The sequence below is a fragment of the Bradyrhizobium sp. genome (genome assembly GCF_030693485.1).
Lineage (GTDB): Bacteria > Pseudomonadota > Alphaproteobacteria > Rhizobiales > Xanthobacteraceae > Bradyrhizobium.
In genome coordinates, this window is the sequence record NZ_JAUYAN010000028.1 from 1 (window position 1) to 21,647 (window position 21,647).

A 21,647-nucleotide genomic window follows, 5' to 3' on the forward strand; every position below is an offset into this window, starting at 1 on the left:
CTCGGCTACAACAGCCATGCCTGGGAAATGGGCCGCAACACCGGCGGCGTGTCGCGGATGCGCCTCGCGCTGCGCGATCGCCTGGCCGTGATTCATGCCGCCGCCGGCCGCAAGGTCAGCCTCGTCGGGTGGAGCCTCGGCGGTGTCTACGCGCGCGATCTGGCGCTGCAGGCGCCTGACATGGTGCGTTGTGTGGTGACGCTGGGAAGTCCGTTCGCCAACGACGTCAGAGCGACCAACGCGACGCGGCTCTATGAGTTGCTGTCGGGCGAGAGGGCGGACGACAATCCGGAGCTTCGCGCCGCGATCGCAGGCGATCTGCCGGTCCCGGCCACGTCGATCTATTCGCGCACCGACGGCATCGTGAACTGGCGAACCTGCCTGCTGCGCCCCTCCGATACATCGGAAAATATCGAGGTTCACCTCGCCAGTCATGTCGGGCTGGGCGTCAATCCGGCCGCCCTGTGGGCGGTCGCCGATCGCCTGGCCCAGGCGGTGGGCGAATTCAGGCAATTTGACCGATCGGGGCCGTTTGCCATTGCATATGCGCCTCCGGAAAATGCACAATCCTGACTAATGTCCCGGCAACAGGGACCGTCTGAAACACAAAGAAGCGCCACCAAGGCGCCGCGTGATCCGCGGGAGGGAAAAACATGAGTGACGCCAAAAAGCTGACATCGATGGACGCGTCGTTTCTGTATCTGGAAACGCCCGAGATGCCGATGCATGTCGGGAGCATGGCGATCTTCCGCCTGCCCGAGGACTACAAGGGCAACTTCTTCGAGGATTTCAAGGCGATGATCGCCTCGCGGCTGCCCATCGCGCCGATCCTGAAGGCGCGACTGGAGAAAGCGCCACTCGACATCGATCATCCCTCCTGGGTCGAGGACGACCAGTTCGACATCGACCGCCATATTTTCCGCGGCAGCCTGCCGGCTCCCCATGATCGCCCGACGCTGGAGCGCATCGTCGGCTGGATGCACGCCAAGCTGCTCAACCGCGCCCGGCCGCTGTGGGAATTCTACGTCTTCGAGGGCATGAAGGACAACGAGATCGGGCTTTATTCCAAGATGCATCATGCCTGCATCGACGGCGGTGCTGGTGCGGCGCTGACCAGCATGATCTACGACGTGACGCCGGTGCCTCGGACGATCGAGCCGCCGGCGGCGCGGGCCAGGACCGGGAACGAGCCGCGCGACATCGCCGCCAACCTGATCGATTCCTATCAGGCGCTGTGGCGCCAGCCCTTCGACGGCTCCGCGGCGCCGAAGAGCATCGACCTGCCGCGCTCGGGCAAGAGCGATCTCGGATCGATCCTGTTCGACAACGCCATGTTCCAGATCGAATCCGCGGTGAAGTTCGCCGGCAGCATTCCCACCATGCTGAAGAGCGTATCCGATGTGGTAGGCAAGATTTCCGATCCGAAGTCGCGCGACAGCATCGCCAGCATGGCGTCGCCGTCGACCATCCTGAACAAGGCGATCTCGTCGGAGCGCAGTTTTGCCGGCGTCTCGATCTCGTTGTCGCGCGCCAAGGCGCTGGCCAAGCAATCCGGCGGCAAGCTCAACGACGTGGTGCTGGCGCTGTCGTCCGGCGTGGTTCGGCGCTATCTGCTGCAGCAGGGCGCGCTGCCGACCAAATCGATGACGGCCGCGGTGCCGATCTCGCTGCGTGAAGAGGGCAACACCGATTCCAACAACCAGGTGTTCGGCATGATCTGCTCGATCGCCACCAATATCGAGGATCCCAAGGCGCGGCTGGAGGCGATCATCGCGCAATCCACCAAGTCAAAGGAGATGTCGCATCCGCTGCGCGCCCTGATGCCGCAGGTGTCCAGTATCTCGATGCTCGGCGCGCCGATCCTGGTGCAGATCATGGCGCTGTTGTACAGCCGCTCCAACCTGTCGGACGTGCTGCCGCCGGCCGCGAACATCACGGTGTCCAACGTGCCGGGGCCGCGCCAGACGCTGTATGCGGCGGGTGCGGAATTGCTGCACATCTTCCCGGTGTCGATCTCGACCCACGGGCTGGCGCTCAACATCACGGTGCAGAGCTACCGCGACCAGCTGGATTTCGGGTTCATCGCCGGCGCCAACATCATTCCCCATGTCCAGGTTCTGTGCGACATGCTGCCGACCGAATTCGCCGCGCTCGAAGCCGCCTTCGCGCCACCGGCTGACCTCAAGAGCGCGGCAAGCTGAAGCCAGGTATCGGATTATCAGAGTGAGACGCCAGTAATGATAGAGATGCCGCCGCTGCAGTTCGCCCGGACCAACGGTATTCGCATGGGCTACTACGATGCCGGTCCGAAAACCGACACACCGCCGGTCATCCTCTGCCATGGCTGGCCGGAGATGGCGTTTTCCTGGCGGCACCAGATCAAGGCGCTGGGGGAGGCCGGCATCCGCGTGATCGCGCCTGACCAGCGCGGCTATGGCTCGACCGACCGGCCCGAACCGGTCGAGGCCTACGACATGGAGCAGCTGACCGGCGATCTCGTCGGCTTGCTCGACCACCTCGGGATCGACAAGGCGATCTTCGTCGGCCACGATTGGGGTGGCTTCATCGTCTGGCAGATGCCGCTGCGTCACATCGACCGCGTCGCCGGCGTGGTCGGCGTCAATACGCCACATTACGATCGCCTGCCGATCGACCCGATCGAGCTGTTCCGGAAGCGGTTCGGCGACAGCATGTATATCGTCCAGTTTCAGGATCCCGCGCGCGAGCCGGACCGGATTTTCGGCAGCCGGGTCGAACAGACCTTCGACGCCTTCATGCGCAAGCCGTTGCCGCGCAAGGACGATGCACCGGCTGCTCCCGCGACCGCGGGCGTCGGCGCATCGCCCAAGACCAATCTGGCTTTTCCGCAGATGATCGCCGCCTATGACGCCAAATTCGATCCGCGCACGCCGATCCTGTCGCCGGAAGAGAAGAAGGTGTTCGTCGATGCGTTCACCCGGACCGGGTTCACCGGCGGCATCAACTGGTACCGCAATTTCTCCCGTAACTGGCAGCGTTCCGAGGGACTGGACCATACCGTCCGCGTGCCGTCACTGATGATCATGGCGGAAAACGATGTGGTACTGCCGCCATCGGCCGCCGACGGCATGGAGAAGATCGTGCCGGACCTCGAGAAATACCTGGTTCGCGACAGTGGCCACTGGACACAGCAGGAAAAGCCGGACGAGGTCAGCGCCAAGCTGATCGAATGGCGCAGGAAGCGGTTTGGGTGAGAACGCCGAACTCGAATGCCGTCATTGCGAGGAGTTCTTGCGACGAAGCAATCCATTCTTTCTTTTCGCCGCACGATGGATTGCTTCGCTTCGCTCGCAAAGACGTTGTAAGAGCACGGCTCGTTGCTAAGGATCAGGTTAGGCAAGGGAAACTATCGCGATGGCGTCGACCAACAAACTGAACCCGATCCCGCATCCGCCGAAGAAGCCGGTGGTCGGCAACATGCTGTCGCTGGACGCCAATGCGCCGGTGCAGCATCTGGTGCGGATGACGAAGGAACTCGGGCCGATCTTCTGGCTCGACATGATGGGCGCGCCGCTGGTGATCGTCGCCGGCCACGATCTGATCGACGAACTCAGCGACGAGAAACGGTTCGACAAGGCGGTGCGCGGTGCGCTGCGCCGGGTGCGCGCGATCGGCGGCGACGGCCTGTTCACCGCCGACACCACGGAGCCGAACTGGAGCAAGGCGCACAACATCCTGTTGACGCCTTTCGGCAACCGCGCCATGCAGTCCTACCATCCGAGCATGGTCGACATCGCCGAGCAGCTGGTGAAGAAGTGGGAGCGGCTGAACGCCGACGAGGAGATCGACGTCGTTCACGACATGACGGCGCTGACCCTCGACACCATCGGCCTTTGCGGCTTCGACTACCGGTTCAATTCGTTCTACCGGCGCGATTACCATCCCTTCGTGGAATCGCTGGTGCGCTCGCTCGAGACCATCATGATGACCCGCGGCATCCCGCTGGAGAATCTGTGGCTGCAAAAGCGCCGTCGCGATCTCGCCGCCGACGTCGCCTTCATGAACAAGATGGTCGACGAAGTTGTCGCCGAACGCCGCAAGAACGCCGAGGCCGCCGAGGGCAAGAAGGACATGCTCGGCGCCATGATGACCGGCGTCGATCGCGCTACCGGCGAGCAGCTCGACGACGTCAACATCCGCTACCAGATCAATACCTTCCTGATCGCGGGCCACGAAACCACCAGCGGGCTGTTGTCCTGCACGCTCTATGCGCTGCTGAAGCATCCCGAGGTGCTGAAGAAGGCCTATGAGGAAGTCGACCGGGTGCTCGGCCCCGATATCGACGCGCGGCCGACCTATCAGCAGGTCACGCAACTCACCTACATCACCCAGATTCTGAAGGAAGCGCTGCGGCTGTGGCCGCCGGCGCCGGCCTACGGCATCACGCCGCTCAAGGACGAAACCATCGGCGGCAAATACCAGCTCAGGAAGAACACGTTCATCACCGTTCTGGTGATGGCGTTGCACCGCGATCCCAGTGTCTGGGGCCCCAATCCCGACGCCTTCGATCCCGAGAACTTCAGCCGCGAGGCCGAGGCGGCGCGTCCGGTCAATGCCTGGAAGCCGTTCGGCAACGGCCAGCGTGCCTGCATCGGCCGCGGCTTTGCCATGCATGAGGCGGCGCTGGCGATCGGCATGATCCTGCAGCGCTTCAAGTTGATCGACAATCATCGTTATCAGATGGTGCTGAAGGAAACGCTGACCATCAAGCCTGACGGCTTCAAGATCAAGGTGCGCCCGCGTACCGACACCGAGCGCGGCGCCTACGCCGGCCGCGCCACCACGACCGCGCCGGTTTCGGCCGGCGCCGCGGCGCCGCGCGCGCGCACGCGTCCGGGCCACAACACGCCGTTGCTGGTGCTGTACGGATCGAACCTCGGAACGGCGGAAGAACTGGCGACCCGCGTCGCCGATCTCGCCGAGGTCAACGGTTTCGCCACCAAACTCGCGCCGCTCGATGATTTCGTCGGCAAGCTGCCGGAAGAAGGCGGCGTGCTGATCTTCTGCGCATCCTACAATGGCGCCGCCCCCGACAACGCCACGCAGTTCGTCAAATGGCTCGGCTCCGACTTGCCGAAGGATGCGTTCGCGAAGGTGCGTTACGGCGTGTTCGGCTGCGGCAACAGCGACTGGGCCGCAACCTACCAGTCGATCCCGCGCATCCTCGACGAGCAACTGGCCGCCCATGGCGCACACAGCGTCTATGCGCGCGGCGAGGGCGATGCTCGCAGCGATCTCGACGGCCAGTTCGAGAGCTGGTTCGCCAGGGCTGCACCGCTGGCGATGAAGGAATTCGGCGTCGATTCGGGTTTCAGCCGCAGTGCCGACGACGAGCCGCTGTACCAGATCGAGCCGGTGGCGCCATCGGCGGTCAATGCCATCGTGGCGCTCGGCGGCGTGACGCCGATGAAGGTGCTGGCCAATCGCGAACTGCAGAACAAGACCGGCGCCGGCGCTTCGGACCGATCGACCCGGCATATCGAGGTGGAATTGCCGGCCGGCGTCAGCTACCGGGTCGGTGACCATCTCAGCGTGGTGCCGCGCAATGATCCGTCGCTGGTGGATGCCGTTGCGCGCCGCTTCGGATTCCTGCCCGGCGACCAGATCCGGCTGCAGGTCGCGCAAGGCCGCCGCGCGCAATTGCCGGTCGGCGACACGGTGTCGGTCGGACGCCTGCTCTCCGAATTCGTCGAATTGCAGCAGGTCGCGACCCGCAAGCAGATCCAGATCATGTCGGAGCACACGCGCTGCCCGATGACCAGGCCGAAGCTGCTGGCCTATGTCGGCGACGATGCCGCCGCCACCGAACGCTACCGCTCCGACATCCTGACAAAGCGCAAATCGGTGTTCGACCTGCTGGATGAGAATCCGGCGTGCGAATTGCCGTTCCACGCCTATCTCGAAATGCTGTCGCTATTGGCGCCGCGCTATTATTCGATCTCGTCGTCGCCCTCGGTCGATGCCAACCGCTGCAGCGTCACCGTCGCCGTGGTGGAAGGCCCCGCGAGTTCCGGACGCGGCGTCTACAAGGGTATCTGTTCGAACTACCTCGCCAGCCGCCGCGCCGGGGAGACCATCCACGCCACGGTGCGCGAGACCAAGGCGGGCTTCCGGCTGCCCGATGACAACGGCGTGCCCATCATCATGATCGGACCGGGAACCGGTCTGGCGCCGTTCCGCGGCTTCCTCGGGGAACGCGAGGCGCGCAAGGCCAGGGGCGCCAGCCTCGGCCCGGCCATGCTGTTCTTCGGCTGCCGCCATCCCGATCAGGATTATCTCTATGCGGACGAATTGAAGGCGTGGGCCGCCGCAGGGGTCACCGAACTGCACACCGCGTTCTCGCGCGCCGAGGGTCCGAAGACCTATGTGCAGCAACTGGTAACGACGCAGAAGGACCGCGTCTGGAGCCTGATCGAACAGGGCGCGATCATTTACGTCTGCGGCGACGGCGGCAAGATGGAGCCGGACGTCAAGGCAGCACTGGTCGCGATCTATCGCGAGCGCAAGGCCGCCGATGCCGAAGCGGGATTGCGCTGGATCGAGGAGATGGGCACCAGCAACCGCTACGTGCTGGACGTCTGGGCGGGGAGCTAGGCTTCCTGCTGTCGTCCCTGCGCATGCACGCAGGGGCGACGAAAGGCCGGAAAGATATTACGCCGCCTTCGCCACCGCGCCATGCGCATGCTTTTCGATGGCGCCGATGATCTCCGGCCACATCGGAATCGGTATCGCGTGGCCCATGCCCTCGATCATCAGCAGCCTGGCGCCCGGGATCGAGGCCGCGGTGTCCTTGCCGCCCTCGGGGCGCACCAGCGGATCGACTGTGCCGTGAATCACCAGCGTCGGCGCCCTGACGGCGTGCAGCCGTTGCTTGCGGCTGCCCGAGGCCAGGATGGCGCGGAGCTGGCGGCCGACGCCGTTGGGATTGAGGCCGCGCTCGAAGGTGCGTTCGGCGCGTTCGAGGTCCTTGGCTTCGTCGAGCGGAAAGCTGCCGACGCGCAGCACCTTCCAGGTCTTGGCGAAGCGTATGAGATATTCTTCCCTGGTGGTCGGGGGCGGCGCCATCAGCATCGCCGCCGCCTCGCTGGTCGGCGGCGGCACTTTCGGATTGCCGGTCGTCGACATGATCGAGGTCAGCGAGCGCACCCGGTGCGGAAACGAGATCGCGATTTCCTGCGCTATCATGCCGCCCATGGAGGCGCCGACGATGTGCGCCGACTTGATGCCGAGGGCGTCCATCAGTCCGGTGGTGTCCTCGGCCATGTCGCGGATCTTGTACGGCGCGGCCACCGGAATTTTCAGGAACCGCAGCTTCAGCAGTTCGATCAGGGTCAGGCGCTTGCCGCCGCTCAGCCTGCCGGATTTGCCGATGTCGCGATTGTCGAAACGGATGACGCGAAATCCGCGGGCCGCCAGTTCGCGGCAGAACTCGTCGTCCCACAGGATCATCTGGGCGCCGAGTCCCATGATCAGCAGCATCGGCTCCGCGCCGGCGTCGCCGAAGATCTCGTAACAGATGTCGATGCCGTTGGCCCGCGCGATCTGCGGCGGCTGATGGGCTGACGAATTCACGATGAGCTCCCTGAAATGGCAAAGCGAACCGGGCACTCTATGGCACGGTTTTTCGTGTTGCAGAAGGCTCCGGTGCGGCAGGGAGCCTGACAAATCGTCCGTCGCGTTCAAATTGACGCCGGCGATGTTGACCGTTCCGTCGCAACAGTGTGGTATGAGCCAAAAGGCGGGGCTCCAAAGCCCCCGGTGATCACGCTGGAGGGCGCCGATGGCAGACAAGAGCAACGATCCGGTTGCGATGTGGCAGAACATGATCGGCGAGATGGAGAAGGGTTTCAACTCCTTCGCCAATCAGGCCATGGCGTCGCCGGAATTTTCCAAGGTCGTCAATCAGGTCGGCGGGGTCACGGCGGGCGCGCAAAAGCAGCTCGGCGACGTCATGGAGAAATACCTCGTCGGCATGAACCTGCCGAGCCGTGCGCAGATGGTCTCGATGGCCGAGCGGCTGCAGTCGATCGAAGGCCAGTTGAACGAGATCAAGGCGATGCTGAACGCGATGAACAGCAACGCCGCCGCCGCGACCGGAGTTCCCGTCGCCCCCAGACCGCCACGCACCAGGCGCCCGCCGTCCGCCGGAGAGCCAAAATGAACGCGAGTCCGGGTCCAAGTGTTGCGGGCCTCGATCTGGCGTCGATTCCGGACCGGATCCAGTCCGAGGTGCAGCGCGCGATCCAGCGCAGCATCAAGGGCGTCGAATATATCGCCTCATCCGGCCCGTCGCTGGGATCGACGCCGAAGGACATCCTGGCGGTCCGCGGCACCATGAACCTCTATCACTACCGCCCGATCGCGGACGAGATCTACCGCATACCGATCCTGATCGTGATGGCGACCACCAACCGCGGCTACATCCTCGACATGGTGCCCGGCCAGAGCTTCATCGAATTTCTGCTCAAGCGCGGCTACGACGTCTATATGCTGGACTGGACCGCGCCGAAGCCGGAAGAAAAAAGCCTGCGGATGGAGGACTACGTCCTCGATTTCATCCCGGATTGCATCCGCCGCGTGCAGCAGGATTCAGGCGAGACCGACGTCACGGTGATCGGTTACTGCTTCGGCGGCGTGCTGTCGCTGCTGTACGGTTCGATCTTCAACGACGGCCCGATGAAGAATCTGATCTGCTTCACCACGCCGATCGATTTTCGCGAGATGAAGCTGTTTTCGAATTTCTCGGACCGCCGCTATTTCGACGTCGACCGGCTGGTCGACAGCATCGGCAATGTGCCGCCGGAAATGATCCTGTCGTCGTTCGAGATGCTGCGGCCGGCGTCGCGCGCCGCCAGCCAGGTGCAGTTGTGGGAAAACATCTGGAACGACGAATACGTCAAGGCCTACCGGATGATGGATCGCTGGGGCACCGACACCTTGCCGCTGGCCGGCGAGTATTTCCGCGCCATCACCAAGGACCTGATGTGGGACAACAAGCTGTTCAACGACACCATGTCGGTCGGCGGACGCGCGGCGGATATCTCGAAGATCAAGGTGCCGATCCTGCACGCGGTGGCCGAGCACGATCACATCGTGCCCTATGAAGCGGCGAAACATCTGATCGCGAAGGTCGGTTCGACCGACAAGGAAGAGGTGATCCTGAAAGGTGGCCATGTCAGCGTCGTCGCCGGCGCCAACGCCATCAAGCGGCTGTGGCCGAAACTCGATTCATGGTTATGCGAGAGATCGATATGAGCAGCGAGACCAGAACCTATCCGCGCCGCGTGCAGACCGAGGCCGGCGAGATCGAATTCCGCCTGATGGCGCAGGCCGACGAGGCCGCCGTGCTTGCCTTCGCGCAAAAACTGCCGGTGCATGATTTGCTGTTCCTGCCGCGCAACATCAGCGAGCCCAAGGTGCTCTCGGCCTGGGTCAAGGAGATCGAGCGCGGCGCCATCACCAGTATCCTGGCGGTGCAGGCGGGCAGGGTGGTCGGATGCGGCACCCTGGTGCGCGATCCCTGGTCGTGGTCGCCGCATGTCGGCGAAATCCGCAACGTGGTTTCATCCGATGTACGCGGCCAGGGGGTCGGCCGCGCGCTCTCGCAGGAGACGTTTGCTTTGGCTTTGGGCGCCGGCCTGGAAAAGCTGGTGGTGCAAATGACCGTCGATCAGTCCGGCGCCATCGCAATCTTCGAGGGACTTGGCTTCAAGGCCGAGGCGCTGCTGCGCGACCATGTGAAGGACAGAGACGGCCGGAACCACGATATCGTGGTGCTCGGGCACAATGTGGCGCAGGTCCGGGCCCAGCTGGAAGCCTATGGGCTGCCGGGGGCTGTGCAGCATTAAGCAGGCTGGCGCCCGTTCCGCGGGCAAGTTAGCCAATTCTCCTACTCATCACGAGATCGTGATATCGCATCGCACCATTGATGTTGCGTCGCACCATTAACCGTGTCATAGAGAGATTGCCCCGGGCCAATCCGGACGGGGTGAGCCCATAGCTCAAACCTGAGGATGGAGAAACCCCATGACCACCGAAACCAATTCCGTGCTGAACACCGTCAAGGAAGCCTTCGCGCCCGTCACCGAGGCGTTCACCAAGCTCCAGAACATGGAAGTTCCGGAAGCCGCCCGTGAGTTCGTGAAGCAGCAGACCGAGACCGCCAAGGTTCGCGCCGCCGACATCCATGCCGGTTCCGAGAAGGTGACCGCCGCGATCGAGACCGCCGTTGCCGGTTCGGTCTCCGAGGCCGCCAGGATCAGCCGCAATATCCAGAACGCGCTCTACCAGGACGCCGAGGCCTTCTTCGCCGGCATCGACAAGCTGGCTTCCGCCAAGTCGTTCAACGAAGCGGTCCAGATCCAGTCCGACATGGTCCGCGCGCGCGGCGAAGTGTTCGTGTCGCGGGCGAAGGCCTCGACCGAGTATCTCGGCAAGCTCGTCGCCGACGGCGCCAGGACCGCTCAGGACAACTTCTCCAAGGTCTACACCAAGACCGCCTGATCGCATCTCCACCAGCCGATAATTCGAAGGCCCGCTTAGGCGGGCCTTCTTTTTGGGCGGGTGTCTCCATAGATCAAGCCAGACCCTCATGGTGAGGAGGCGCTCTTGCGCCGTCTCGAACCATGAGAGCCCCGATGTTTCCATCCTTCGAGACGCGGCGAAGACGCCGCTCCTCAGGATGAGGACCTGTGCTCACCGCGAAAGCCTGCATGTCCATGCCCGCCACCTTCTCCTTCGACTCCCCCGGCGACGCCGCCCGCGCGGCTGAGTTGCGGCGGATCAAGGCGCTGGCGACGCTGGTGCTGGTGGGCACGCTCGTGCTGTTCGTGACGGCGAAGGCGCTGCTGCCCGTGCATCCCGCCTTCGGCTTCGTCGCGGCGTTCGCGGAGGCCGCCACCATCGGCGGGCTCGCCGACTGGTACGCCGTGGTGGCGCTGTTCAAGCGACCGCTGGGCCTGCCGATCCCGCATACCGCGATCATCCAGAGCAATCAGCACCGCATCGCCGACAAGCTCGGCGAATTCATCGAGGTGCATTTTCTCGAAGCCGCGCCGGTCGAGGCCAAGCTGCGCCAGATCGATTTCGGCTCGTTCGTCGCCGACTGGCTGCGCGACCGCAAGCGCAGCGACGATCTCGCCCGCTTCGCGCTGCGGCTGCTGCCGGAAGCACTGTCGGCGACGGAAACCTCCGGCCTGATGGGCTTCATCACCCGCCGGATCACCACCCAGTTGCAGGAAATCGATCTGGCGCCGCTCGCCGCCGGCACGCTGCGCGGCTTCGTGCAGGAGGGACGGCACCAGGGCCTGCTCGACGACATCCTGCGCGTGGTGCATCAGTCGCTGACGCAAGCCGAAACCATGGCGGTGATCCGGGAAAAAATCCGCGGCGAACTGCCGACACTGCTGAAGCTGTATCGTGCCGACAAGTTCCTGGTGAACCGGATCGTGGCGTCCGCGACTACGTTCTTCGAGGAAGTGAAGAACGATCCGAAGCATCCGTTCCGCGACGAGTTCAATCGCATGCTGCTGTCGTTCGTCGACCGGCTCGGCACCGATCAGGCCTTCGCCGATCGCATCGACGGCCTGAAGCGCGACCTGCTGGCGCGTCCCGAGCTCGGCGACCTCGCGCGCAACATCTGGTCGAACGCGCGATCCTTCATCGAGCGCAGCGCTTCCGGCGAGACCCAGGTGCTGCAGCAGCATCTGGCCGGAATGTTCGTGAAGGCCGGCGAGACGCTGGCGGCCGATGCCGAGCTGCGCGCCGAAATCAACCAGGGCCTCGTCGCCGTGCTCAGAAGTTTCATCGCCGATCAGAAGAGCGGCGTGTCGAGTTTCATCTCCGATCAGGTCAAGAGCTGGGATATGGGCCAGCTGATTGCGCTGATCGAAATCAACATCGGCAAGGACCTCCAATACATCCGCTTCAACGGCGCGCTGATCGGCGGGCTTGCCGGATTGACGCTTTACACCGTGGAATTACTGCTCCGGATGCTGTGACTAAATAATCACTCAGTTCCTTTTAAGTGTGGCGGCCTATTGTCCCGGGGCGGGTCAGCCGCTTGAATGACGGAATCAGCGCCATAGCTTGCTTCAAGTGACGTTGCGCTGCGGAACGATTTTGCGAGGTTTGCGTATTCCTAGGGTCGACAGGCCGGCTGCCAGATTGAAAGGGGCCGGCTCAGAGAGGAGCTATGATGTCCGCGACTACCCAGACGCTGCGCGCGCCGTCCAAAACCCTGATGTTCATGGAGGGGCGCGCCCTTCACGAGTTTGGCGCCTTTCTCGGCGCCCTCCCGCTGCTCAGCCTTGCGCCCAGGGGTGACGGTCATCCGGTGCTGGTGGTGCCCGGGCTGGTTGCCTCGGACACCTCGACGCGGCCGCTGCGCAGCTTCCTGGAGAACCGCGGCTACGCGGTCAGCGGCTGGCGGCAAGGCCGCAATCTCGGCCTGCGCCATGGCGTGCAGCACGCGATGGTCGACCTGGTGCATGAGTTGAACGACACCCACGGCCGCAAGATCAGCCTGGTCGGGTGGAGCCTTGGCGGTCTTTATGCGCGGCAGCTCGCAAAGGTGATGCCGGATCGCGTGCGCTCGGTGATCACGCTTGGCAGTCCGTTCGCGGCCGGTCCGAAGGCGACCAACGCCTGGCGGGTATATGAGATGGCCAGCGGCCGCAGCGCCGAGGAAGAGGATCACCGGTTCGGCGGATCGCTCGCGGAAACACCGCCGGTGCCGACCACCGCGATCTTCAGCCGCACCGACGGCATCTGCGCCTGGCAGGGCTGTATGGAAAAGACCTCGGCGACATCGGAAAGCATCGAGGTCGAAAGCAGCCATTGCGGCATGGGACATCACCCCGCCGTGGTTTACGCCGTGGCCGATCGGCTGGCGCAGGCGGAAGGCCAGTGGGCGCCGTTCCAGCGTAACGGCTGGCGCAGCATGGTCTATCCCGACCCGCACCGGTAGGTACCGTCATCCTTCGAGACGCATCGCCGTTGGCGATGCTCCTCAGGATGAGGACCGTTGATTCCTGACGGCCCGGCGAGCGACTGCCGATCCCTCATGGTGAGGAGCGCGTCTTCGCGCGTCTCGAACCATGAGAGCCCGGCTTGCCGACGTTGTCGCGACTCCCGAAAACGCGGTAAGCCTTGCGCATGCCGCAGCCGCTTGCCCGTATCATCGATCAGCTGAAGCGCGAACCCTCGCGCACCGGCTCCATCGTCATCACGGTGTTCGGCGACGCCATCGTGCCGCGCGGCGGCTCGGTCTGGCTCGGCACGCTGCTGGAATTTTTCAAGGTACTCGACATCGACAGCGGCGTGGTGCGCACCGCGATGTCGCGGCTTGCGGCCGACGGCTGGCTCGAGCGCGACAAGGTCGGCCGCAACAGCTTTTACCGGCTGGCGGGGAAGGGACGGCAGACCTTCGATGCCGCAACCCGGCACATCTATGATCCGCAACCCGCCGAATGGACCGGACGCTTCGAACTGCTGCTGATCGGCAACGGCGAAGATCGCGACGCCGCCCGCGAGGCGCTGAAGAATGCCGGCTTCGGCAGCCCGCTGCCGGGGGTGTGGGTTGCGCCGTCGGGCGTGCCGATCCCTGGCGAAGCCGCATCCGCCATCCGTCTGGAAGTTTCCGCCGAGGACGACAGCGGCCGCCGCCTGCTCAGCGAGAGCTGGCCGCTGCATCGCACCGCCGACGCCTATCTGAAGTTCATGAAGACGTTTGCGCCGTTGCGGACCTGGGTCGGCCGCCGCGAGCGGATGCCGGATATCGACGCCTTCACGGCGCGGATTCTGCTGATCCATCATTACCGGCGGGTGGTGCTGCGCGACCCGCTGTTGCCGCCGGCCTTGCTGCCGGCGGACTGGCCGGGCCGAGCCGCCCGAAACCTCTGCGGCGAGATCTATCGCGGGCTGCTTCCCGCGTCCGAACAATGGCTTGACCGCAACGCAACTGATCCCGCGGGGCCGCTTCCCGCGGCCGGCAAGGAACTGGCGCGCCGGTTCGCCGATACGTAATTATGTTACAAGAATGTGTTGAGTTTTACATGTCTTGATATATGTTGGAATCGTTCCAGGGAGACCGCCCATGTATACGCAGGCGCTCAACACGTCCGATGCGGATGACCGCCCTGTCGAGGACGCCACGCGCGCCGCGGCATTTCAGGCGCGCATCGATGCCGAGGAGCGCATCGAGCCGAATGACTGGATGCCGGCGGCCTATCGCAAGACGCTGACGCGGCAGATCTCGCAGCACGCCCATTCCGAAATCGTCGGCATGCTCCCCGAGGGCAACTGGATCACCCGCGCGCCATCGCTGCGCCGCAAGGCAGCACTGCTCGCCAAGGTGCAGGACGAATGCGGCCACGGGCTCTATCTCTACGCCGCGGCCGAGACCCTCGGCGCCTCGCGCGAGGAACTGGTCGACCTGATGCTGGCAGGCAAGGCCAAGTATTCCTCGATCTTCAACTATCCGACCCTGACCTGGGCCGACATCGGAACGATCGGCTGGCTGGTCGATGGCGCCGCCATCATGAACCAGATTCCGCTGTGCCGCTGTTCCTACGGTCCCTATGCGCGCGCCATGATCCGGGTCTGCAAGGAAGAATCCTTTCACCAGCGCCAGGGTTTCGAGATCATGGTGACGCTGGCGCGCGGCTCGGAAGAGCAGAAGGCGATGGCGCAGGATGCGCTGAACCGCTGGTGGTGGCCGGTGCTGATGATGTTCGGGCCGCCCGATCAGGCCAGCCAGCACGGCGATACCTCGACCAGGTGGAAGATCAAGCGCTTCTCCAATGACGAACTGCGCCAGAAATTCGTCGATGCCACGGTGCCGCAGGCACAGTATCTCGGCCTCACCATTCCCGATCCCGGCATGAAGCAGAACGAAGCCGGTAATTGGGAATACAGCGCGATCGACTGGGACGAGTTCAAACAGGTGCTGGCCGGCAACGGCCCGTGCAACCGCGACCGGCTGGCGGCGCGCCGCAAGGCGCATGACGAGGGCGCCTGGGTGCGCGAAGCTGCGGAGGCCTACGCCGAAAAACGCAGGCATCGCCAAACCGCGCAAGCTGCCGAATAGGGATCCGGAGACGATCATGGCCACGCCAAATACGCCGCTCTGGGAAGTCTTCATCCGCAGCCGCAACGGGCTCGCCCACAAACACGTCGGCTCGCTGCATGCCTCCGACACCACCATGGCCTTGCAGGCCGCGCGCGACCTCTACACCCGCCGCGGCGAGGGGTTGTCGATCTGGGTGGTGCCGTCGAGCGCGATCACGGCTTCCGATCCGTCCGAGAAAGGCATGATGTTCGAGCCGGCGGAATCCAAGATCTACCGGCACCCGACGTTTTACGAGGTGCCGGATGAAGTCGGGCATATGTGACGTCGCAGGACCGCGGCGTCAGCAAATACAGCCCTCATCCTGAGGAGTTCCGTATCTTTGCGGGGCGTCTCGAAGGATGGCGGCGAGGAAATGAGTTGCGGCCATCCTTCGAGACGCATGCCCGAGAGGGGCGCGCTCCTCAGGATGAGGTCGGAAATTGAACGGGCGAGTTCTTGAACATGGCCATCGCATCCATCACCGTCTCCGAAACGCCGCTGGTGCTGTATACGCTGCGCCGCGCCGACGATGCGCTGATTCTCGGGCACCGGCTGTCGGAATGGTGCGGTCACGCGCCGATGCTGGAAGAGGATATGGCGCTCGCCAATATGGGCCTCGACCTGCTCGGCCAGGCGCGCGAACTGTATTCCTATGCGGCCCGGGTCGAAGGCAAGGGCAACGACGAGGACAAGTTCGCCTATCTGCGCGACGTCAGGCAGTATCGCAATCTGCTGCTGCTGGAGCAGCCGAACGGCGATTTCGCCCGCACCATGGTGCGGCAGTTTTTCTACTCGGCCTTCGCCGATCTCTATTGGCGCGCGATGATGAAATCAGCCGATGCGACGCTGGCCGCGATTGCGGCGAAATCCGAAAAGGAAAGCGCGTATCATTTGCGGCATTCGTCGGAATGGATCGTCCGGCTCGGCGACGGCACCGAACAGAGCCACGCCCGCGCGCAGACCGCGATCGATCATCTCTGGGCCTTTACCGGCGAAATGTTCGAGGTGGACGCCAGTGAGCGGGCCCTGATCGACGCCGGCGTGGCCGTCGCTCCCGCCAGCCTGCGTCCGCAATGGCTGAAAACCGTTGCCGGTGTCGTGGGCGAAGCGACGCTGGCTCTGCCGAAAAGCGACTGGATGCAACAGGGCGGCCGCGAAGGGCGGCACAGCGAGCATCTCGGCCATTTGCTCAGCGAACTGCAGTCGATGCCGCGGACCTTTCCGGGGGCCGTATGGTGAGCGCATTGTTCAGCGATACCGAGCTGCGGCAGCACGCCTGGAACACCGCGGCATCCGTGGTCGATCCGGAAATTCCGGTGCTGACCATTGCCGATCTCGGCGTGCTGCGCGATGTCGCGATCCGTGACGGCCGGGTCGAGGTGGCGATCACGCCGACCTATTCCGGTTGCCCCGCGATGAACATGATCACCGTCGAAATCGAGCTGGCGCTGGAGCGCGAGGGTTTTCGCAATTCCAAGGTGCGCACCGTGCTGTCGCCGGCCTGGACCACCGACTGGATGAGCGAAGATGGCCGCCGCAAGCTCCGGGAATACGGCATCGCGCCGCCGCAGGCGGCGGGCTCCCGCCGCGCGCTGTTCGGCGTGCAGCAGGTGACGTGCCCGCAATGCGGCTCCGGCGATACCGAGGTGCTCAGCGAGTTCGGCTCGACCTCCTGCAAGGCACTGTGGCGCTGCAAGAGCTGCCGCGAACCGTTCGATTATTTCAAGTGTCATTGACCCCGTCACCCCGTCATTGCGAGCGTAGCGAAGCAATCCATCTCTCCAGGCAAAGAAAGAATGGATTGCTTCGCTGCGCTCGCAATGACGTTGATAGACCTCAGGCCCAGCTTCGATGTCCCACGCACCGCGCTTCCACCGCCTCGCCGTCGACGACCTGCGCCGCGAATCCCAGGACGCGGTGTCGATGACGTTCTCCATTCCGCGCGAACTTGCGGACGACTACCATTTCGCCCCCGGCCAGTATTTGACCCTGCGCACCACCATGGACGGCGAGGAAGTCCGCCGCTCCTATTCGATCTGCTCCGGGCCCGACGACGGCGAATTGCGCATCGCGGTCAAGAAGGTCGATGGCGGTGCGTTCTCGAGCTGGGCAGCCGACGAATTGAAGGCCGGCGACCAACTCGACGTCATGACCCCGACCGGCCGCTTCGGCGTCACGCCGGCGCCGGATGAAGCGCGGACCTATGTCGGCTTCGCCGCAGGCTCCGGCATCACGCCGATCCTGTCGATCGCGAAGGGCGTGCTGGCGCGCGAACCGGACAGCCGGTTCTTCCTGTTCTACGGCAATCGCTCGACGTCGGGCATGCTGTTTCGCGAGGCGCTGGAGGAATTGAAGGACCGCTTCATGCAGCGGCTTTCGGTATTTCACGTGATTTCGGGCGAAGAGCAGGACCTGCCGATCCTGCACGGCCGGCTCGATGGCGGGAAGGTGAGGGTGCTGCTGCGCTCGCTCGTCCCCGCGTCCGATGTCGATCACGTCTTCATCTGCGGTCCATCAGGCATGAGCAAGGACATCGAGACGACCTGCCGGGATATCGGCATTGCCGAGGGTCGCATTCATGTCGAGCGGTTCGTTTCGGAGTTCGGCGGCAAGCCCCGACCCAAGGCCGTGATCGCGGCGGGCGCGCCACCGAGGGCGATGGCGTCGCTGATCATCGACGGCAAGCGCCGCGAGGTGCCGGTCGCCGAAGGCGAGGCCGTCCTCGATGCGGCGTTACGCGCCGGCATGGATCTGCCGTTCGCCTGCAAGGGCGGCATGTGCTCGACCTGCCGCGCCAGGCTGGTCGAGGGCAGCGCCGAAATGGAGGTGAATTATTCGCTGGAGCCGTGGGAGCTCAAGGCCGGCTTCATCCTCACCTGCCAGGCGAAGCCGACCTCGGACCGGGTCGTGGTGGATTACGACCACGTGTAGGCCATCGGCCACATGGGTGTGAAGAGGTATTTTGATACCGTAACCGTATCATTGCATGGGGTTGTTTTCGATATTTTTGGTTTAGCCCCCGGCAGGCTTTGCGCCGCGTCTCTGGCGCCTCACACTTTTGGCCGTGGCGCGGTTCCCAAAATGGCTTCGATCGACATCCCCAGCCCCAGCAGCCTGGCGTCGCTGCCGACGGGACCGTCGATCTCGATCCCGACCGGCAGGCCGCCCGGCGTCATGCCGGCAAACAGCGACAGGCCCGGGAGGCCGGCGTTGCTGCCGGGGTCGGTGTTGCGGATCATGGTGTCGAAGGTCGGCACCGGCTTGCCGCCGTTGATCGACATCTCGCCCGATCCCTTGTCGGCGTCGATCGCAGGCGCCGGCGCAATCGTGGTGGGAAACAGGATGGCATCCAGATTGTTGTCGCGGAAATAGGCCTCGTACATCTTCTGCAGCGCCGGCCGTTGCACCGTGATCGCATCCTGGTAGGCGGCGCCGAAGGCGTCGGCGGTGATGGCGCCGAACGCACCCTTGACGTCAGGACTGGCGATCCTGGCCGCGATGTCGGCCAGCGTGATGCCTTCGATCCCGCTCGCCTTGAGATAAGCGGGGATATCGGCGATCGGTTCATGCAGCGCGACCGGGAAAGAGACTTTCGCGTTCTGTTCGAACAGCCCGGGCATATCGACATCGACGAGAACGACGCCGGCCTCCGCCAATTTCGCGCGCGCGGCTTTTGCCACGGCTTCGAGATCGCGGTCGAGCCCGTTCCAGAAAATAGCGGGAATGCCGAACCGCTTGCCGCGCAGCGGCTCGGGCCTGGCGACCGGTGTGCCCGTGATCACCGAATCCAGCAGCGCCACATCGGAGACAAGGCGGCCCATCGGCCCGACCGTATCGCGGGTGTGACTGATCGGAACCACCTGGTTGGCGTCATTGTAACGGCGCTCTGCGCCGCCATTGCCGACCGATGGCCGCAACCCGACGATGCCGCACAGCGCTGCGGGCACGCGGGTCGATCCGCCGGTGTCGGATCCGAGGCCGCAGGTCACGATGCCGGCGGCAATGGCCGCCGCGGTGCCGCCCGAAGAGCCGCCGGGTATCCGTGTCTTGTCGTAGGGGTTTCTCACCGGGCCTGCGAACGAGGACAAATTGGTGCTGGTGATGCCGAACGCGAGTTCGTGCATGTTGGCTTTGCCGACGATGATGACGCCGGCCTTGAACAGCTTCTGCAGCGACGGCGCGTTGGCGCCAGGCTGCGCCTTCTGCAGCGCGGGGGTGCCCGCGGATGTCGGCATATCGGCGGTGTTGATGTTGTCCTTGACGACAATGGGCAGGCCGGCGAGCGGAAGCGGGCCGGGTCGTTCCCAACTGTCGATTTCGGCCGCCCCCGCCAGCGCCGGGTCCTTGTTGACGAAAATCAGCGAATTGAGATCCTTGACCTGCTCGGCGCGGGCGAATGCGGCCTTGGCGACGTCGGTGGCGGTTATTTTCCTGTCCCTGATGGCCGCGACGAGTTCGGTGGCGGACATCAGGCTGGGGTTGGCCATGGCGGGACTCCCATGTCCGAGGGATGGGAGAGCCGCACCGGCGGCGACGGCCATCGATGATGCCAGGACATCGCGGCGTGAGGGATTGGTGGTCATGGATTTCTCCGGTCTTGCTGTCGAACCTATTCCTTCGGTCGCTTGTCGTAAACGCGCCGGGCCTTGCCAAGCGAGCGCTCCAGCGTTTCCGGCGGCACCGCGCGGATCCGCGCGGTGATGCCGATGGTGTTCTTGATGGTGGCGGTGACCCGTTCGGTGTGCTCGACCAGGCCGTTGTCGTCCCAGTGTTCCGGCCGCGACTCCGCGATGACAGTCATTTCATCCATCCGCCCCTCGCGGGTCAGTTCGATGATGAAATGGCCGCCGCACCAGTCGGTGCCGAGCAATACTTCCTCGATCTGGGTCGGGAACACATTGACGCCGCGCAGGATGATCATGTCGTCGGACCGCCCGGTCACTTTCTCCATCCGCCGCATGCCCGGTCGCGCCGTACCCGGCAACAGCCGGGTCAAATCGCGGGTGCGGTAGCGGATGATCGGAAGTGCCTGCTTGGTCAGCGAGGTGAAAACCAGCTCGCCCTTTTCGCCGTCGGGCAGCACTGCGCCGGTCTCCGGGTCGATCACCTCAGGATAAAAGTGATCCTCCCAGATATGCAGGCCATCCTTGCTCTCGATACATTCCTGCGCAACGCCGGGACCGATCACTTCGGACAGGCCGTAAATATCGGTCGCGTCCATGTCGAACGAGGCCTCGATCTCGGCGCGCATCGCGTTGGTCCAGGGCTCGGCGCCGAAGATGCCGATCTTGAGGGACGATTTCCGGGGGTCGAGGCCCTGGCGTTTGAACTCGTCCAGGATCGCCAGCATGTAGCTCGGCGTCACCGTGATGATGTCGGGCCTGAAATCGTTGATCAGCTGCACCTGCCGCTCGGTCATGCCGCCGGAGACCGGCACCACGGTGCAGCCGAGCTTTTCCGCGCCGTAATGCGCGCCGAGCCCGCCGGTGAACAGGCCATAGCCATAGGCGTTGTGCATGATCATGCCGGTGCGGCCGCCCGCGGCACGGATCGAGCGCGCCATCACGTCCGACCACATGTCGATATCGGCTTGCGTGTATCCCACCACGATCGGCTTGCCTGTCGTGCCGGAAGAGGCGTGGACCCGGACCAGTTTTTCGCGGGCGACAGCGAACATATTGAACGGATAATTGTCGCGCAGGTCGGTCTTCACCGTGAACGGGAATTTCGCGAGGTCCGACAATTCCCGGAAATCTTTGGGATGCACGCCGGCCGTGTCGAAGGCTTTCCTGTAATGCGCGACGTTGTCATAGGCGTGCGCCAGCGTCCATGCCATACGCCTGGTTTGAAGCGCGATGATCTCGTCGCGCGATGCCCGTTCGGCCTCGTCCATTTCGGCACGGTAACCGCTGCTGCCGGATCGAACGTTGGTCAAAGCCACAGCATATTCCCTCTATGTCGATTTGATCTCGGTCTCGACCGGCAGCCAGGTGCCGCCGACAGTGCGGGAATGGCCGCGAAACTCGGCGATCACGACATTGTCGACGGTGACGCTGATGTCGTAGATGCCGGAACGCCCGCTGCGCGAAATTTCCCGCGCCGTCGCCACCAGCCGGTCGCCGAGCTTGCCGGGTTTGATGAAGGTGATGTCGCATTGCGCCGCGACGGTGCGCTCGTTGCGGGAATTGCAGGCGAACGCGAAGGTCGAATCCGCCAGCAAAAAGATGAAGCCGCCATGCGCGATGCGCTGACCGTTGACCATGTGCGGCTGCACCATCATCGTCAGGGTGGCGTGGCCGGGCCCGACCTCCGAGATCTCCATGCCGAGGCCCTTGCTGGCGTCGTCTTCCCGCCACATCGCATCGGCGCAGGCGCGCGCGAGGTCGTCGGGCGAAAGGGTGGCCTTGACGTTCACTCTCGGTCTCCCGGGGTCGCTCGGGCTTGTTGGAACAAGCCTCTTGAACTGAGCGATCACTAGGTTAGTCATGATGCGAAGCCA

At 64.1% G+C, this 21,647-nt stretch carries 20 protein-coding genes; 16 read left to right on the top strand and 4 right to left on the bottom strand.

The genetic code is table 11. The annotated features are described in order from the left end of the window. The 4 genes from Q8N40_RS02160 to Q8N40_RS02175 all read left to right on the top strand — a co-directional run. The coding region (locus tag Q8N40_RS02160) for an alpha/beta fold hydrolase (protein WP_305710641.1) at positions 1–573 on the top strand (573 nt) is incomplete at its 5' end. Between the two features lie 80 nt (positions 574–653). Then, positions 654–2,201, top strand: coding sequence for a wax ester/triacylglycerol synthase family O-acyltransferase (locus Q8N40_RS02165; protein WP_305710642.1), 1,548 nt, complete (start codon positions 654–656; stop codon positions 2,199–2,201). Positions 2,202–2,237: 36 nt separating this feature from the next. Continuing rightward, positions 2,238–3,233, top strand: coding sequence for an alpha/beta fold hydrolase (locus Q8N40_RS02170; protein ID WP_305710643.1), 996 nt, complete (start codon positions 2,238–2,240; stop codon positions 3,231–3,233). Positions 3,234–3,393: 160 nt separating this feature from the next. After that, positions 3,394–6,633, top strand: coding sequence for a bifunctional cytochrome P450/NADPH--P450 reductase (locus Q8N40_RS02175; protein ID WP_305710644.1), 3,240 nt, complete (start codon positions 3,394–3,396; stop codon positions 6,631–6,633). 57 nt (positions 6,634–6,690) lie between these two features. On the opposite strand, the gene Q8N40_RS02180 is transcribed toward Q8N40_RS02175, so the two are convergent. After that, entirely contained in the window at positions 6,691–7,611 is a 921-nt protein-coding gene (locus Q8N40_RS02180; protein WP_305710645.1) for an alpha/beta fold hydrolase, read from the bottom strand. Positions 7,612–7,819: 208 nt separating this feature from the next. Between Q8N40_RS02180 and Q8N40_RS02185 the strand changes: the two genes are divergently transcribed. The 12 genes from Q8N40_RS02185 (at position 7,820) to paaE (ending at position 18,079) form a co-directional block, all read left to right on the top strand. After that, positions 7,820–8,200 carry a hypothetical protein gene (locus tag Q8N40_RS02185; protein ID WP_305710646.1) on the top strand — a complete coding sequence of 127 codons (381 nt, stop codon included), beginning with the start codon at positions 7,820–7,822 and terminating at the stop codon, positions 8,198–8,200. After that, positions 8,197–9,294, top strand: coding sequence for an alpha/beta fold hydrolase (locus Q8N40_RS02190; RefSeq protein WP_305710647.1), 1,098 nt, complete (start codon positions 8,197–8,199; stop codon positions 9,292–9,294). The genes Q8N40_RS02185 and Q8N40_RS02190 overlap by 4 nt, the downstream gene beginning before the upstream one ends. Continuing rightward, entirely contained in the window at positions 9,291–9,887 is a 597-nt protein-coding gene (locus tag Q8N40_RS02195) for a GNAT family N-acetyltransferase (protein WP_305321884.1), read from the top strand. Before Q8N40_RS02190 ends, Q8N40_RS02195 begins: the two co-directional genes overlap by 4 nt. A 178-nt stretch (positions 9,888–10,065) precedes the next feature. Further along, positions 10,066–10,542, top strand: coding sequence for a phasin family protein (locus Q8N40_RS02200; RefSeq protein ID WP_305710648.1), 477 nt, complete (start codon positions 10,066–10,068; stop codon positions 10,540–10,542). Between the two features lie 209 nt (positions 10,543–10,751). Beyond that, positions 10,752–12,038 (top strand): DUF445 domain-containing protein, encoded by a 1,287-nt coding sequence (locus tag Q8N40_RS02205; protein WP_305710649.1) that lies wholly within the window; start codon positions 10,752–10,754, stop codon positions 12,036–12,038. Positions 12,039–12,235: 197 nt separating this feature from the next. Then, a complete protein-coding gene (locus tag Q8N40_RS02210; protein WP_305710650.1) occupies positions 12,236–13,006 on the top strand; it encodes a triacylglycerol lipase in 771 nt (256 codons plus the stop codon). Positions 13,007–13,194: 188 nt separating this feature from the next. Next, positions 13,195–14,064 carry a phenylacetic acid degradation operon negative regulatory protein PaaX gene (paaX, locus tag Q8N40_RS02215; protein WP_305710651.1) on the top strand — a complete coding sequence of 290 codons (870 nt, stop codon included), beginning with the start codon at positions 13,195–13,197 and terminating at the stop codon, positions 14,062–14,064. Between the two features lie 70 nt (positions 14,065–14,134). Continuing rightward, positions 14,135–15,127 carry a 1,2-phenylacetyl-CoA epoxidase subunit PaaA gene (gene paaA, locus Q8N40_RS02220; RefSeq protein WP_305710652.1) on the top strand — a complete coding sequence of 331 codons (993 nt, stop codon included), beginning with the start codon at positions 14,135–14,137 and terminating at the stop codon, positions 15,125–15,127. Positions 15,128–15,143: 16 nt separating this feature from the next. Then, a complete protein-coding gene (gene paaB / locus Q8N40_RS02225; protein ID WP_305322077.1) occupies positions 15,144–15,431 on the top strand; it encodes a 1,2-phenylacetyl-CoA epoxidase subunit PaaB in 288 nt (95 codons plus the stop codon). A gap of 179 nt (positions 15,432–15,610) precedes the next feature. Continuing rightward, on the top strand, positions 15,611–16,387 hold the full coding sequence (gene paaC / locus Q8N40_RS02230; RefSeq protein WP_305322076.1) for a 1,2-phenylacetyl-CoA epoxidase subunit PaaC: 777 nt from the start codon (positions 15,611–15,613) through the stop codon (positions 16,385–16,387). Next, positions 16,381–16,884 carry a 1,2-phenylacetyl-CoA epoxidase subunit PaaD gene (gene paaD, locus Q8N40_RS02235; protein WP_305710653.1) on the top strand — a complete coding sequence of 168 codons (504 nt, stop codon included), beginning with the start codon at positions 16,381–16,383 and terminating at the stop codon, positions 16,882–16,884. Before paaC ends, paaD begins: the two co-directional genes overlap by 7 nt. Before the next feature lie 115 nt (positions 16,885–16,999). Continuing rightward, a complete protein-coding gene (gene paaE, locus Q8N40_RS02240; RefSeq protein ID WP_305710654.1) occupies positions 17,000–18,079 on the top strand; it encodes a 1,2-phenylacetyl-CoA epoxidase subunit PaaE in 1,080 nt (359 codons plus the stop codon). A 119-nt stretch (positions 18,080–18,198) separates the two neighbouring features. Here the strand turns inward: paaE and iaaH are convergent, their stop codons facing one another. From iaaH to paaI, 3 genes are all read right to left on the bottom strand, one after another. Next, a complete protein-coding gene (gene iaaH, locus Q8N40_RS02245; RefSeq protein ID WP_305710655.1) occupies positions 18,199–19,635 on the bottom strand; it encodes an indoleacetamide hydrolase in 1,437 nt (478 codons plus the stop codon). A 122-nt stretch (positions 19,636–19,757) separates the two neighbouring features. Continuing rightward, positions 19,758–21,041: a phenylacetate--CoA ligase PaaK gene (gene paaK, locus Q8N40_RS02250; protein WP_371135591.1), complete on the bottom strand. Its 1,284-nt coding sequence runs from the start codon at positions 21,039–21,041 to the stop codon at positions 19,758–19,760. A 60-nt stretch (positions 21,042–21,101) separates the two neighbouring features. Beyond that, complete coding sequence (gene paaI, locus Q8N40_RS02255; RefSeq protein WP_305710657.1) at positions 21,102–21,563, bottom strand: hydroxyphenylacetyl-CoA thioesterase PaaI; 462 nt, start codon at positions 21,561–21,563, stop codon at positions 21,102–21,104. Between the last annotated feature and the right edge of the window lie 84 nt (positions 21,564–21,647).